At 43.3% G+C, this 15,774-nt stretch carries 12 protein-coding genes; 7 read left to right on the plus strand and 5 right to left on the minus strand.

All coding sequences use genetic code 11. The annotated features are described in order from the left end of the window. Positions 1-167: 167 nt before the first annotated feature. Positions 168-761: a DUF3267 domain-containing protein gene (locus AB5Z01_RS11470; RefSeq protein ID WP_287216182.1), complete on the minus strand. Its 594-nt coding sequence runs from the start codon at positions 759-761 to the stop codon at positions 168-170. A gap of 229 nt (positions 762-990) precedes the next feature. Here AB5Z01_RS11470 and AB5Z01_RS11475 point away from each other — a divergent pair, with 229 nt between their 5' ends. Beyond that, positions 991-2,109, plus strand: a complete 1,119-nt coding sequence (locus AB5Z01_RS11475) for a 5-methyltetrahydropteroyltriglutamate--homocysteine S-methyltransferase (RefSeq protein ID WP_287216181.1) — start codon at positions 991-993, stop codon at positions 2,107-2,109. Positions 2,110-2,386: 277 nt separating this feature from the next. Here the strand turns inward: AB5Z01_RS11475 and AB5Z01_RS11480 are convergent, their stop codons facing one another. From AB5Z01_RS11480 to AB5Z01_RS11490, 3 genes are all read right to left on the minus strand, one after another. Continuing rightward, positions 2,387-3,220 (minus strand): alpha/beta hydrolase, encoded by an 834-nt coding sequence (locus AB5Z01_RS11480; RefSeq protein WP_117865311.1) that lies wholly within the window; start codon positions 3,218-3,220, stop codon positions 2,387-2,389. 19 nt (positions 3,221-3,239) lie between these two features. Beyond that, on the minus strand, positions 3,240-4,253 hold the full coding sequence (locus tag AB5Z01_RS11485; RefSeq protein ID WP_195246857.1) for a M15 family metallopeptidase: 1,014 nt from the start codon (positions 4,251-4,253) through the stop codon (positions 3,240-3,242). A 192-nt stretch (positions 4,254-4,445) separates the two neighbouring features. Next, positions 4,446-7,163, minus strand: a complete 2,718-nt coding sequence (locus AB5Z01_RS11490) for a beta-glucuronidase (RefSeq protein WP_368365545.1) — start codon at positions 7,161-7,163, stop codon at positions 4,446-4,448. A 175-nt stretch (positions 7,164-7,338) separates the two neighbouring features. Between AB5Z01_RS11490 and dprA the strand changes: the two genes are divergently transcribed. Then, complete coding sequence (gene dprA, locus AB5Z01_RS11495) at positions 7,339-8,226, plus strand: DNA-processing protein DprA (protein ID WP_368365546.1); 888 nt, start codon at positions 7,339-7,341, stop codon at positions 8,224-8,226. A gap of 180 nt (positions 8,227-8,406) precedes the next feature. Here dprA and AB5Z01_RS11500 read toward each other — a convergent pair whose 3' ends face one another. Beyond that, entirely contained in the window at positions 8,407-9,699 is a 1,293-nt protein-coding gene (locus tag AB5Z01_RS11500) for an adenylosuccinate synthase (protein WP_046441005.1), read from the minus strand. 272 nt (positions 9,700-9,971) lie between these two features. Between AB5Z01_RS11500 and AB5Z01_RS11505 the strand changes: the two genes are divergently transcribed. The 5 genes from AB5Z01_RS11505 to AB5Z01_RS11525 all read left to right on the plus strand — a co-directional run bounded on the left by AB5Z01_RS11505 (position 9,972) and on the right by AB5Z01_RS11525 (position 15,754). Then, a complete protein-coding gene (locus AB5Z01_RS11505; protein WP_332008779.1) occupies positions 9,972-11,090 on the plus strand; it encodes a hypothetical protein in 1,119 nt (372 codons plus the stop codon). Between the two features lie 268 nt (positions 11,091-11,358). Beyond that, positions 11,359-12,027: a ClpP family protease gene (locus AB5Z01_RS11510; RefSeq protein WP_081856029.1), complete on the plus strand. Its 669-nt coding sequence runs from the start codon at positions 11,359-11,361 to the stop codon at positions 12,025-12,027. Then, a complete protein-coding gene (locus AB5Z01_RS11515; RefSeq protein ID WP_022287311.1) occupies positions 11,999-12,133 on the plus strand; it encodes a hypothetical protein in 135 nt (44 codons plus the stop codon). The genes AB5Z01_RS11510 and AB5Z01_RS11515 overlap by 29 nt, the downstream gene beginning before the upstream one ends. Before the next feature lie 27 nt (positions 12,134-12,160). After that, on the plus strand, positions 12,161-13,027 hold the full coding sequence (locus AB5Z01_RS11520) for an undecaprenyl-diphosphate phosphatase (RefSeq protein WP_118124013.1): 867 nt from the start codon (positions 12,161-12,163) through the stop codon (positions 13,025-13,027). A 135-nt stretch (positions 13,028-13,162) separates the two neighbouring features. Further along, positions 13,163-15,754: a DNA translocase FtsK gene (locus AB5Z01_RS11525; RefSeq protein WP_287216176.1), complete on the plus strand. Its 2,592-nt coding sequence runs from the start codon at positions 13,163-13,165 to the stop codon at positions 15,752-15,754. Positions 15,755-15,774: the final 20 nt, after the last annotated feature.

A 15,774-nucleotide genomic window follows, 5' to 3' on the forward strand; every position in this document is an offset into this window, starting at 1 on the left:
CTATGCGTCCCCTCAAATGGTTTTCGCCTATCGAATTTCTTAATAATAGTGTCCAATATGATTGACAAACCTACAATTGGGGCGATGGAAGGCGGTAAGGACAGAAAAATACCGATACAGAGGGGGCTGTATCGGTGGAATATATGGGTAAAGCTTAGTCTGGAAATTCAAGAGATCTTGTACATATCATTTTTGTAGAACATTATTGAATCGTTTTTTTCAGAGCGCCTTAGAATGGTAAGGACATTATAAACATCTGGAAATGGCGAAACCATACCCATACACGCCATTCCAAAATTCAATCCATTAAATACTCTAAATTCGGCAGGACTGATTAAAAATAATATAAAAGGAACCACCCCAAGAACAAAAGGCAGCAGACACATCAATATAAACCTATCTCGTTTTAATGGATATGATGCTAATGCCACAAATGTTGTCTTTCCTTTAATTCTTCCTATTGTTACATCTGCGTCCTTAGGATAAACGATTCCGTGTAACCACTCGTGAATTATCAACAATAAAAAGCCTAAAGCAAATCCCACCAGAATAAATATTGGAGAGATCACGACCACCTTGCACACAATGGTTTTACCAAGCATAGCGGCAAAAAGTAAAACACATAGAATTACAGCTATCGGCAACGCTTTTTTCATCAGTTCATCGACGCTCTTAGGCGTTTCTATCTTTATTGCATTATCGGGTAAGTTTCCTGTTTGATATTTATTTATATCTTTTATTGACCACACAATTTTTATCATATTACATACCTTTGTTTATCTAATCTCGATTTATCGTCTAATTATATCGTATTATTCATTATACCACACCATATGCCCCAAAGTCAAGCAAACTATTCGATTCGCTATAGTCTGAAACTATATCTATTCCACAGAAATAAATATTTTACTATCGCCTTTTTTCGTGCTATACTAAATACCAGCAAACTAATAGGAAATAAACTATAATAAAATGAAAGAGGTAATAAAAATGAGCAATAATATCAAAGTACCATGCCGCTACGATTTTGTGGGCAGCTTTCTCAGACCTGACTATCTGAAAAAGGCAAGAGCAGATTTTGAAAAGGGCGCTATCACAGTCCAGCAGCTTAAAGAGGTAGAGGATAAGGCTATCCTTGATCTCGTTGCAAAGCAGAAAAAGGCTGGCTATCATATCATCACAGACGGCGAGTTCCGCAGAGCCACATGGCATCTTGACTTTATGTGGGGCTTCAACGGAGTTGGTCACAGCAAGACACAGACAGGTCTGCCATTCCATGGCGAAGCCGCAATGATAGACGATACATACCTTACAGGCAAGGTATCAGTTGGCGACCACCCATTTGTTGAGCATTTTAAATTCGTTAAGGCTCTCGAGGACGAGAACACAGTCGCAAAGCAGACTATCCCTGCACCTGCACAGTTTCTTGAGCAGATGATAATGCCTTTCGCACTGGAGAACACAAAGAAGTATTATAACGATACAGAAGAGCTTGTTCAGGATATCGCAAAGGGCTACAGAAAAGTCATCGCTGACCTTTACGCATCTGGCTGCCGCAACATTCAGCTTGACGATTGCTCGTGGGGCATGATAGTTGACCCTAATGCAAAGGCTATTTTTGGAGTTGACGACGCAGGACTTGAGGATATAAAAAGACTTCTGCTGAGAATAAACAACCTTGCTATCGAGGGCAAGCCTGAGGATCTTGTTATCACAACTCACGTTTGCCGTGGTAACTTCCACTCAACATATGCAAGCAGCGGTGCTTATGACAGCGTTGCAGAAACACTTTTTGCAGGCGAGAACGTAAGCGCATATTATCTTGAATTTGATGATGAGCGTTCAGGCGGTTTCGAGCCTTTGAAGGCAGTAAGCGGCGACAAGAAGGTAGTCCTCGGACTTATCACATCAAAGAAGCCTGAGCTTGAGGACAAGCAGGCTGTTATCGACCGTATCCACGAGGCTGCAAAGTACATCTCACTTGACAGACTTTGCCTTAGCCCGCAGTGTGGTTTTGCATCCTGCGAGATAGGCAACAAGCTCACAGAGGAGGAGCAGTGGGCAAAGCTTGCTCTTGTTAAGGAGATCGCCGAAGAAGTTTGGGGATAACCAACAGATTTAACATATATCCCGAGGGATACTCAATATTCTTGATAAAAAATGACTCACGTCAAAACATATCCAACTTCTTAACAGATCATACGAGTGAGGAGAAAAGGATAAATAAAAACAGGTAGATAACTCAATTGAGGTATCTACCTGTTCTGTTCATAGTTCACTATATAGGTCATTCATATTAGTTCTTTGAAAATGTCTATATGAGTATATATCAAATTGATGTGAGTCATTTTTTTAGCTTAATTATGTTGCCACACGCAACATATTTTTATAGCCTATGTACCCAATCAATAGCTGCCTCTGCCCAATGAGCCGCCACCGGCTGATAGTGACCTTCCCATGTGGCAGTGGTTTCGTCGCACAATGCAAGTCCATGTCCACCGTATTCATAAATGTGGCTCTCGAATGGAATGTGATACTTTGAAAGACTGCACATATACCAAAGTGTGTTCTCAACCCTTACACAGCCATCATCAGCACAGTGCCAGATGAATGTAGGAGGAGTGTTCTCCGATACTCTCTTCTCCATTGAAACAAGCTCTCTGAGCTCCGATGATTTTTCCTCGCCAATAATATTGAGTATTGAGCCTTCATGAGTGTATTCAGGGTCGGATGTGATAACAGGATAGCCCAAGATAGAGCCGTTTACCTTGATGTCCTCAGGATCGCAGCCAAGAGGCTTTGTGAGCAGCTCGCTGTTCCAGAAGTTTGCCATTGTTGCCGCAAGGTGTCCGCCTGCTGAAAAACCGCATACTATTATCTTGTCAGGGTCAATGTCAAATTTCTCCGCATTATCTCTAACATACTTGACAGCCGCTGCACATTCCAAAGCGTCAGTAGGAAATCTTTTCTTGACGCATGAGTATCTTAGCACAAATGCGCATATGCCTGCACCCAAAAATCTGAATGCAACAGGTTCAGCTTCACGCTCAGAACACCAATCATATCCTCCGCCCGGGCAGATTATAATTGCCTTGTGCTTCTTTCTGCCTATTTCCTCAGTGAGTGTGTTGTAATAGCAATCAAGCACAGGTGCGCAGCCTTCGCTCGAAACGCCAGCCTTTTCATAATCTACTTTTATTTCTACTGTTTCTTTAAGCATTTTATTTCCTCCGAAAAATTTATTCTGTAGCCGCCTGCTGGTCTGTCTGAGAGGACGAGTCAGCAGGTGCTGCATTTTCTGTCATATTCACGCAGACGATATAACCGTCAACGTTGTTGCCTGAGATAGTGTTAGGACGCTCATTGTTGCTGTCGTCAAGTGGTACAGGCACGTTCGTGGTGCTGCCCTTGTCTGCGGCAACGTAGTAAACTGAATACTCAGTGTCATCAAAAGCCGTGAATGTGAGCGGTTTTTCAAATGTATAGTCCTTGACAAAATCTATGTATTCTTCAAGGCAAAGCTTGTTTGCTGTCATTATCTCAGCGTGAGGTATTCCCACATATCTGAAATGATAAGCCATAGGGCTTACACCTGTGATGTCAGCTTTGTCCTCTGGGTATCTGAGGATAAGTCCGTATTTCCAGCAGTTTTCAGATATCCAACTATAATCTCCCTCGCCTGTGAACTCAGGATATGCGCCTGTGCTTGCATCATAAAGATGCAGGTCAAAGGCAAGTCCAGTGTCATGCTCGTAGCAGGCAGAGCTGCTGTCTTCATCATCTTCCGCAGGCATAGCTGTGTTTATCATAAGTGTTGATATCTTCTTGTCAGCATAAAAATCATTTCCCATTTTGCCAAAGGCTTCAAAGGTCTCTTTTTTAGCCGTAAGTTGAGTGCTGCTGGTGGACATTATTTGACTTCCGTTCTTGTCGAACAAATAGGAATAAACTGTGTCTGTGTTATTCACTGTACCGGTGAATGAGTGGTCGCCATTAACGAGAATAAGATCTCCATTTACCATATCAGTTTTGTTTTTTGCGGTAACATACATATAATTGCCCGTAAGCTTTTTTACAGCTTTTTTACTGCTGCTGTCAGCCTTGACCGCAGAGGAGTTTGACGAGCTGTCGGAAATTTTCTTCGGGCTGTCAGCTTTTGAACTGCACGATGTAGATATTCCCAGAATGATCAAAAGCAGTATGGCAAGAGCCGCTGCAATATTCTTGTATTTATAACGTTTTACTTTTGGCACTTAACATCACCTTCCTGTATAACATACACCTAAATTATAACACATTTTTCGTAATAAGTGAACCATATGCCACTGTAGTGTCGGCACTTTTGTTATATCAGACAAATGTTTTGCGGACGTTTTATGCAACAAGCACAAACATAATAAGGGCTGTACCGCAAAACAGTACAGCCCTTAGCAATAAATATTCTGTTAGTTTCTTACATAGTCAACAACAGACTTTATGAACGCACGTCCCTCAGGGGAGTGTGAAAGCTTATCAAAATCGCATGAGCAAACTACCACCTTGCCGCCGTCCTTTTCATACTCGTAGAGGAGTGAAAGATCGTGGTTGCGGTCAAAGTTGTCGATAGTTCTCACGATAACATTTTTCTCGCCCTTAAAGTCGTCAAGAATAACCGAGCGTGAGTTCTGAACTATCTCCCACCACTGTGGCGTTGAGTATTTTTTACCTGCAAAGCCTGCAAGAGCAGGGTGTTCGGTGTCGATAAGAAGTCCCATTGTGCCAACAGGGTCAGGTTTTTTCATCATCTGTGAGATGATACAGAACATATGATAGCACCAGAAGTCCTGACAGTAGAAGCCCTCAATAGAATTGTCAGGCCTTGAAAGGTCAGGAACGATAAGCACTGTCTTGCCCTGTTTCAGCAGACTTTCAGCCTCATCGTTCACCTCGTCGAAAATGTATGCGCCGCTTATATCTGTCTTTTCAACTGTCGGTATCACCCAAAGGTCATAGTGATTGCGTATGTCAGTACCCTCAATTTCAAGTGCAAGCACAGCCTTTGTGTTCTTTGTGACCTGTGGGAGAGTAAACTCTACATCGCAAATGTCAGTGTAGTTGCCTTCTGATACAAAATCTTTTTCCACCTTGCCGATTACTTCGCCGCTTTCAAGAGTGAGAGTGCAAATAAGCTTGCCTTCTTTAAGGTCAGGTCTGTAATTGCAAAGTTCTGTGTGCGCCTTGAAACTGCTGCCAGCTTCAAGAACATAGCTGTCAAAACGCGCCATTACAACAGCATCATTGCAGAACTCTCTCCACTCGCTGTCTGTGATAAGTCCCTTGCTGTCCATGAATGCGTCAAGCACACCCACAAGGGCAGTACCCTGACCGCTGAAATCCTGAATATCAAGTATCTGGAAACCGCCGAGAAGTCTTGAACGGAAAACAGCCTCCATTTCTTCCTTATAGCACTGCACAGCAAGCTTGCCTGAGCATTTGAAATAATCCTCAGCCAGCGGAAGCAGACCCTTTTCTTCAAGTCTTTCTCTGAATACCTCAAAGTTTCTGGCTTTAAGGGATCCTGTGTATTTCTCTATCTCCTTGAAGTTCGGATAAGTTTCATACTGACCTATTTCGTGAGTAACGATAGGCACTTCAGGGATAAAATCTGCGTCAGCTTCGCTTGCCTTGACAGTTTTCATGGTCGTGCCGTACTGTATCTGAACAGTGCCGTCCTCTGAAATTTCCGTGGAGCTTGCCTGCTTCTTAGGTCTTATAATGCTGTCATAATCGTGATTTGCCGCAGGCTTGTCAGTCTGAATGTGACCAAGTGGAGCGTCACACATAGCGTATGAGCCTCTTATAAGCCTGTCGTTTGCAAGTCTTACGCCAACAAAGAAATCGTCATTTTCTATAACGTTAGGAAACCACTGGAAATTATTTGAACCTTGTGTGTAAAGGTGTCTGCTGTCAAATTTCTTGTAGCCGCCTATGATATCGTTGAGTATCTTCTTTGAGCCCCAAAGCTCGTTGCCCATTGACATCATGCAGTAGGAAGGGTGATTGCCGAAGAATTTCAGCATATTGAAGCCCTCTTCAACGAGGAAATCCTGCTCCTCCTGATTGTGGTTCTCCTCGCCCTCTTCTGTGATATTTCCCCAGAAAGGAAGCTGTGGCTCCATATAAATTCCAAGCATATCCGCAGCGATAAAAGCAGCCTCAGGGGGACAGCAGGTGTGATAGCGGTAGTGGTTCATGCCGTATGACTTTGATATCTTCATTATCCTCAGCCATTCCTCAAGGTCGGTAGGGGCAAAAGCGGTCTTAGGGAATATCATGCCGTCATGCTTTCCTCTGAGGAAAGTTTTTTCGCCGTTTATGGTGAATTTTCCGCCCTCAGTCCTGAACTCACGCATACCGATGATATGCTCGCTCATGTCGCCGTCGATATCTATTCTCAGCTTGTAGAGATTAGGCTCATGCTCACTCCAAAGCAGGCAATCGTCGCCCATTTTGTATAAAGCGTCAAGCTTGCCGTCTTTGTACTCAAAGCTCTGCACAGCAGGTGTATGATTCTTTTCACTGTTGAAGCTCTCTGCACTTATGACAGCTTTTCCACTTTTTCCGCCTGTTATGTTGGCTGTTACTCTTACTGTCTTGTTGTGGATATCGCACCAAAGCATAACATTTTCAGCGTGGGCGTTTTTGTAGCCTATAAGCTCGATGCGTCCTGTGATACCATTCCAGTTGGTCTGAGTGTCAGGTGAAGTCAGGTGTCCGCCCTTGGTCTTGTAGCCAACATTTGAAACGCAGATAGTCATTTCATGCACGCCAGTACCGATATACTCGTTCAGGTCATAGATGTGCGGAGTGCAAAGGCTCTCCTGCCTGCCTATCTTTTTGCCGTCTATATAAAGTTCAGTTATTCTTGTTCTTTCAAGATAAAGTTTAAGATTTTCACATTGCAGAGCAGAGAAGTCAACGTTTTTTCTGAACCATGCAAAGCCCTCAAATTTATATGTGTCTGTAAGAAAGCCTGTTTCTCTCTCAGTATTGTATTCGCCTTTTTTAGCGTTGGAAGTGGTGTTTGGAAGGTTTATTGTATCATCAAAAACAAGGTCAGTACCCTTACATTCCTTGTCAAGACACAGCAGCCACTCTCCGCTGAGGTCAAGCTTGTTTATCATTAAGCAACGATCCTTTCAAGTTCAAATTTTCAATATTCATTATAACATATGGTCTTGCCCTTTTCAACAGTAATCCTTTGATTTAACCAAAATGCTATAAAATTTTGTTGTTTTTAACAATAAAATATGATACAATAAGATTAAAAGAAATCTGCCAACTGGAGGTGCAGGAAAAATGCTTGAAAATACAGACAGAAAGCTGTTGTGGCTGTGGCTCGATGTTGCGTTCGGACCTGCGGACAAGCGTTTATGGGACGTTATGTCATATTATGACAGCGTTGAAGAAATGTGCGATGATCTATTGTCACTGCGCTGTGGATATGTTACTCAGCAGGAGGCTGAAAAGATAGCCTGCTGTACGTTCTTTCAGGCGAAACAGGTGGCTGAATACTGCGAGAAAAAGGGTATATATATCCTCACCCCTGACGATCCTCTTTATCCTGAACGGTTGAAACAGATAGAATGTCCACCTGCTGTGCTTTTCTGCCGTGGCGATGTAAGCTGTCTGTCTATTGAAAAGAGCGTTGCAATTATCGGCACTAGAGAACCAAGCGATTATTCTGTAGCTGTGGCGGAGGAATTTTCAAGCTTTCTTGCAGAACGTGGGGTAAATATCATAAGCGGATTTGCTATGGGTATCGACACTGCCGCACACCGCAGTGCGATGCGTGCAGGAGGAAGCACTGTAGCTGTTATGGGCTGTGGGCTAGAATATGATTATCCTCGTGGCAGGACGGGCTTCAAGCGTGAGATAGCAACACATGGGGTAGCCATATCAGAATTTTTTCCGCAGGCAAGACCTGTTCCTGAGAATTTTCGTATAAGAAATCGCATTGTTTCGGCACTTTCACATTGCGTTCTTGTGGTTGAAGCAGGAATATGCAGCGGCACGCTGAATACTGTAAATCATGCTTTATCCCAGAATAAAGACGTTTTTGTTATACCGCCTCATGACATTTTCAGCGAGAAATACGCAGGACAGTGTGCGCTTCTCCGTGACGGAGCGGTAGAAGCTTATTCTCCAAAAGATATCCTCTATTTTCTCAATAAAGCCAAAATGTAGAACTACACTTAGTTAGTGTTTAATATCATACCTGTACCAAATCAACGATATCTACGTTAGTTGTAGGGGAGCGGCTAAATTTCTGTTTCGCAGAAATGCGACGTGCCGATCATTCGTTTTTTTACACTATAAATGAAAAAGGCTGCGACTTTTTGCCGCAGCCTTTTGTGATATCTGAAATTACTTTGAAAGTGGGCTTTCTCTGTAGATGATGTCCTCTCTCTTTGGTCCGTTTGAAACCATTGTGATAGGGAAGCCGATATGCTTTTCAACGAAGTCGATATACTTCTTGCAGTTTTCAGGAAGATCTTCATACTTCTTGATTCCCCTGATGTCTGACTTCCAGCCGTCGAGAACTTCGAAAACAGGCTTTGCCTTTTCGAGCTTTCTTGTTGTAGGAAAGTCTGTTGTAACCTCGCCGTCTATCTCATAGCCTACGCATACAGGTATCTTGTCAAGATAGCCCAGAACGTCAACTACTGTGAAAGCAACATCTGTTGCGCCCTGGATACGGCAGCCATACTTAGTTGCAACGCAGTCGAACCAACCCATTCTTCTAGGTCTGCCTGTTGTTGCACCAAACTCTCCGCCGTCGCCGCCTCTCTTTCTCAGCTCGTCAGCTTCATCGCCGAATATCTCAGAAATGAATGCACCTGCACCAACTGCGGAAGAATAAGCCTTAACAACAGTTACGATAGTCTTTATCTCATAAGGAGGTATACCTGCACCGATAGCACCATATGCTGCCAGTGTAGATGAAGATGTTACCATTGGATAGATACCGTGGTCAGGATCCTTCAGTGAGCCAAGCTGACCCTCAAGAAGAACGTTCTTGCCCTCTTTGATAGCGTTCCAAAGGAATGCAGACACGTCGCAAACGTATGGTGCTACCATTTCCTTATACTCCATAAGAGTATTGAAAAGCTCATCAGCGTCGATAGGAGGCTTATGATAAAGGTGTTCAAGAAGAATGTTCTTCGTTTCAAGAACTCTCTTGATCTTTGTCTTGAGAGCTTCCTCATCAAACAGCTCCTGTACCTGGAAACCTATCTTTGCATATTTATCAGAATAGAAAGGTGCGATACCCGATTTTGTTGAGCCGAAGCTTGCCTTTCCGAGTCTTTCTTCTTCGTACTGATCGAACAAAACGTGATATGGCATTACCATCTGCGCTCTGTCGGAAATAAGTATCTTAGGCATTGGAACGCCTTCGGAAGTTACCTTTTTAAGCTCATTGAAAAATACAGGGATATTAAGTGCAACACCGTTGCCGATAATATTTGTTGTGTGATCATAAAATACGCCGGAAGGCAAAGTGTGCAAAGCGAACTTTCCGTAGTGATTTACAATAGTATGTCCTGCGTTAGCACCGCCCTGAAATCTTACTACTATATCAGACTTTTCAGCAAGCATATCGGTAAGCTTGCCCTTACCCTCGTCGCCCCAGTTTGCGCCGACAATCGCTCTAACCATTTAATTTTATCCTCCTTGCCATAAAACAGCAAAATTAGTAGCAGATATTTATTAAAATCAACACTGCCACTAGGATATTATAGCACAAAACATTCTATATGTAAAGGCACTTTTAAACATTTAACACTTTTATAACATTTAGCGTATTACCATACTGCTATGATAAAGAATAAAAAGTTTTAATATATCTTGCAAAAATCAGATTTGTGTATTATAATATAGTGTAACGGCTCGTGCTGTGAGATAACAAAATAAAATACGAGGGGATAACGATGACAAAAAGAAAACAATGTGCGGCTCTTGCGCTTGCATTGATGCTGACAATTTCTATGTTCGGCTGTGAAAAAGACAAAGAAACAACACAGTCGTCTGCGGTGTCTCAGATAAAGACAAGCGACTCAGCTCAACCAAGCAATGTGAAGGTCAAGGAATACAAATTTCCGGAGTTTCTGAATAAAATAAAAAGCCTTGACGAGCTTACACGAAAGCTTTATACAAGCTTTGACAGCACTCAGTATGTTGCCGAGGTTGAGGAGCAGCCTTTTGAGGAATATAAATGTGAAAAGCTTCTTGCGGATCTTTTCTTCACTTATCGTGACGGCAGAGCAGTGGGACTTCTTGACAAGTCGGGAAACGTTGTGCTTGAAGCTGATGAGTACACTGAAATAACTGTGGTGAGCAATGGTATTCTACAGCTTTCTTATGATAAAGAGCGCAACGCTCCTATGCAGTATATGAAATATGACAGCGACGGAAATTTAAGTGACTATAAGCATAAGAAATTCTCCGCTGACAGCCTTTATACATATGAGTCGCAGGCTGATGACAGTGGCACGGACGCTGTTTATTCACTTATGATTCCTGACGGTAAAAATGTTGTGTCATCAGACGGCTCGGATAAGTGGAATTCTGTTGAGAAGATATCAGCCGACAGCATAGATACAAATAAGGCGTACAAAGGCTTTTACAAGCTCACAAAGAATGGCGGCATATACTATGCTTGCTTTGATGACTTTTATAATTATGATATCTACGAGGGCGCATATGCAAAGGTTTGTGTGAAAGTAGGCGGAGAATACGGAGAATGCTATCTTGCCGATCATGATGATTACAACGAGCTTGTGAAAATGATAGACAGCTTTGGAAACGCTTCATACAGGACGGCGCCGTCTAAAGATCCGGGACTTGATTTTATACAGATAACTCTAGGACTTAAAGAGAACACCAAAACAGAGATAACTATTTCTTCTGACGGCTATTGCCTGACGGACACCATAGAAGCTGCTGAGGGTGAGGCTGTGAACAAGTATTTCTCCTATCTTGACAAGGAAGATTTCGCGGATCTTATACTTTGGTGTGAACAGGTGCTTGCTGAGGAGTATCAAAAATAGATTTAAACTTTTTATAAATAATTTGCAGGATAGCGTAAAATTCCTGCAAAATTGTTTTTTTTAGCTCTTGCAAGTTGTTGACATTAGGTAGAACTTGTGCTATTATATTAAAGGTGTGGCGGTTTTCCTGCATATTTTCAATGAACACTGCAAATACTTCTCTTGTGACGAAAGTTACTAATGAAGAACGGGAGGTATCTGAGTGTCTGAACAAGAAGAAAATGTAGAGAGCGAAAAGCTTGCTGAGGATATAAGGCAGATAAAGGAAATGGGTTCTGTCACATTGCCAGACGCAAAGCACGTTATACACTGCCTGAACATTATCGGTCAGGTGGAGGGGCATTATATTTTGCCTGCACAAAACAAGACCACCAAGTATGAGCATATCATACCTGCCCTTGTGGCTATCGAGCAGGATAGGAGCATAGAGGGGCTTGTGATAATCCTCAACACTGTGGGCGGAGATGTGGAAGCAGGACTTGCCATTGCAGAGCTTATTGCTAGTATGAAAACGCCTACTGTGTCAATGGTTGTGGGCGGAGGTCACTCCATAGGCGTGCCGTTGGCGGTGTGTGCGAAAAAGTCATTTATAGTGCCAAGCGCCACAATGACCATACACCCTGTTAGAATGAACGGGCTTGTGCTGGGAGTACCTCAGACGCTTTCTTATTTTGACAAAATGCAGGAAAGGATAGTTCGCTTTGTGTGCGATAATTCAGCCATAAAGCCTGAGCGTTTCCGTGAGCTTATGATGTCAACGGGCGAGCTTGTAATGGACGTTGGTTCTGTTATCGACGGGGAGCAGGCTGTAAAAGAGGGGCTTATCGACAGGCTCGGAGGGCTTTCCGAGGCGATAGACTGCCTTTATGATATGATAGAAAACAGTTCTGAAAAGGAGAAAGCTGAAAATGTTTCAGACAATAATCGACCTTTATGACGTATTCAGGACTGACGTAGATATCGGAGAAGAGTTTGAGGATGATGATACTGCTGTGGACACAGACCCGGCACATTATCTCAGCCGTGACGGCTTTTATCTCTGACAAACAACAAAATTTCGGAGGACAGCAATGGGTATCATCAATGCGATTTTTCAGGCTATAATTCAGGGCTTGACGGAGTTTCTTCCAGTTTCAAGTTCAGGACATCTTTCACTGTATCAGCATTTTACAGGAAACAGCGGAGAGGGAGCTTTGTTTTTCTCGGCGATACTTCACCTTGGCACGCTGGTAGCAGTATTTGTGGCTTTCAGGAAGACAATATGGGATATGATAAAAGAGCTTGGCGTTATGATAAAGGATATTTTTACAGGCAAGTTCACTCTTAAAAATATGAATCCTCCAAGGCGTATGATAGTTATGATAATAGTTTCCTGCTTCTGCCTTGTACCGTTCCTGCCATTTAAGGGTTGGTTTGAGGGCATTGCAGAGGATTCAAGCATTTTTGCAGAGGGTCTTTGTTTTCTTTATACATCGGCAATACTTTTTATGTCAGACCGCTGTGTGAAGGGTAAAAAGACTCAGGGCGATATAGCTTATAAGGACGCAATAACGGTCGGACTTTTTCAGGGAGTTGCACTGTTGCCCGGCGTTTCAAGATCAGGCTCGACTATCTCAGCAGGACTTTTCTCAGGCATGAACAGAGAAACATCGGTAAAGTATTCTTTCATTCTGGGCATACCTGTTATACTTATGAGCTGTCTGCTTGAAGTCAAGGACGCAGTTTCAACACATACTGATATAGATTGGGTTAGCTGTGCAGTTGGATTTGTAGTTGCCGCATTTGTGGGACTTTGTGCTATCAAGCTTGTAAACTGGCTCGTTAAAACGGATAAATTCAAGGTGTTTGCTTATTATACCCTTGTGCTTGGCGTCATAGTTCTTGTTATCTCATTTATCGAGATGTGCATGGGTCACCCTATATCCTTTGCAAAGTAATGACATAAGATAATACAGTTTCTGTGAAAAAGCTTGAAATTCTGTTTTCAGGCTTTTTTGTGGGTTATAAAGGCAAATAACATTTTGCCTTTATTTGCTTAAATAAGACAAATACCGAAAGGAATGGTAAAATAAATGGCAGCTCAAAAGAAAGGCTCAAAGCCTGCGCCAAAGCAGACAGTGGCAAAGAAAAAGCCCGCACAAAAGCCTGCGCAAGCTGCAAAAAAGAATACAAAACAGCAAAAGCCTCAGAGCAAGCCGCCACAGTCAAATTCCATGACAGCAGTGAGAGAAAGAGAGAACAGACGCTTCTGGTCTTACATACTTTTCTTTTTCGGCATACTTGAACTGCTTATCACGTTCGTGGAGGGGGATGGCTTGTGGAAATGGCTCCATGAGCTGAACCGAGGACTTTTCGGCGTGACAGTATTTCTGTTTGCACCTATGATCATCTATGTTGCACTTATGATAGCCTCAGATGTGACCCACAACAAGGTCATAGCAAAGGTCGTTGAGGGCAGCGTTCTTATGCTTCTTATAAGTGGCATGGCTCAGATAATCCAAGTGGGCTCTGTGGACGGAAGTTCGTTCTGGCTTAAACTTGTGGGGCTTTTCAATGATGGAAAACAGCTCCGTGGTGGCGGACTTGCAAGCGCATTGCTTGGCTGGCCTTTGCTTTCGCTTTTCAAAAGAGTTGGCGCAGGTATCGTTATCGTGCTTGTGGCGTTCACTTTTATAATGCTGCTTACAAATGTTACGCTTCCGCAGCTTCTCAAAGCGATTTCAAAGCCTTTTGTAAAGAGCTATGAAGCGGTGAACGAGGAGCGTATCGAGCGTGCGGCTCAGCCTCCGAAGCCTCCAAGAGAGAAGAAAGAACCTAAGCGTAACGGCAGAGTGGATATTGCAAAGTTCTATCCTGATGATGGCCCTGACACTGCGGCGGAAGCCTTTGTGCCTGTTGCAGAGGCGGAAGAAGCTACCGACAAGGTGGACGCTTCAAAGATAGATATGCCGGTCCACCCTGTGAAAGCTCCTGTGATAACACATGAAAAGCTTGAAGAAACGGCTAAGACTACCGATAATGAGGAGCTTAAAAAGATAATAGAAAACGCCATAGGCGACAGCAGAGAAGAAAAGAAGTCCAAGGACGAGCCTGTTAAACCACCAGTAGTGAATGTTGATAAGAACGGTCAGACAACGTTCTTTGAGAAAGATAATAAAATATCTGCTTACGTTTATCCGCCTGTGGATATACTCAAATATGCTAAAAATCCTGTGGCTTCCGAGATAGTCCAGCAGGAAATACAAGAGAAATCTGCTAAGCTTGTGGAAACGCTTGAAACATATGGCGCTAAAACAAGGATCGTGGGCATACACAGAGGTCCGTCCGTTACAAGATATGAGCTTCAGCCTGCAGCAGGCGTAAGAGTGTCGAAGATAACGGGTCTTGCAGACGATATCGCACTTAACCTCGCGGCAATGAGCGTTCGTATCGAAGCTCCTGTGCCGGGCAAGGCGTGCATAGGCATAGAAGTGCCGAACGATCATAGAGATACGGTTTCTCTCCGTGAGCTTATCGACAGCGATGAATACAGAAAAGCAAAGGGCAAGCTTACCTTTGCAGTGGGCAAGGATATCGAGGGTAATATCATTATCGGCGATATCGCCAAAATGCCGCATATGCTCGTTGCAGGTACAACAGGTTCAGGTAAGTCTGTTTTTACAAACTCTATCATACTTTCTATACTTTACCATGCGTCGCCTGACGAAGTAAAGCTTATTCTTATCGACCCTAAGAAAGTCGAGTTTCCTATTTATAATAAGATACCTCATTTGCTTATCCCTGTTGTTACCGAGCCTTTAAAGGCGGCTGGTGCGCTTGGCTGGGCGGTAAATGAAATGAACAAGCGTTATCTTATGTTTGAGGCGAACAATGTAAAGAACTTGCAGGAGTTTAACGACATGGTTCTTGAAGAACGCAATAAGCCTGCCGAGGAGCAGGACGAAGTCCGTGCAAAGATCGACCTGCTGCCACAGATAGTTATTGTGGTCGATGAGTTCGCCGATCTTATGATGGCTGCGAGAAGCGAGGTTGAGGACTCGGTTTTAAGACTTGCACAGCTCGCTCGTGCGGCAGGAATACATATGATAATCGCAACACAGTCCCCTAGGGCGGACGTGCTCACAGGACTTATCAAGTCGAATATCCCATCGAGAGTTTCTCTCAGCGTATCCAGCAACGTTGACTCACGAGTTATACTTGATGAAAGCGGTGCAGAGAAGCTTCTTGGAAACGGTGACCTGCTTTATAAGCCTGTTGGCGTTAAAAAGCCTATAAGAATGCAGAGCGGCTATGCAGCGACTTCTGAGATAAGAGAGGTTGTAAACTTCCTCAAGAACGAGCATACCGCAGAATACAGCGACGAAGTTATCGCAGAGGTGGAGGAGAATACTCCGCAGCCAAAGGACAGCGGTTCGGCAGGCAGCGATAATGTTTCCGTAAATCCTGATGATGACCTTGTAAATCAGGCAATATCTATAATCGTGCAGACAAATAACGCTTCCACTGCGTTCTTGCAAAGAAAGCTAAAGCTTGGTTTCCCTAGAGCCGCCCGTATCATGGACGAGATAGAGGAAATGGGCATAATAGGACCACAGGAAGGCTCTAAGGCACGAAAGATAAACATAACAAAAGAAGAATGGGCTGAAATGCAGGCAAGAAGATAGCTCAGGCGGAAAGGGATAAC

Source organism: Ruminococcus sp. RTP21359st1_H3_RTP21359_211015 (assembly GCF_040909065.1).
Classification (GTDB): Bacteria; Bacillota; Clostridia; order Oscillospirales; family Ruminococcaceae; genus Hominimerdicola; species Hominimerdicola aceti.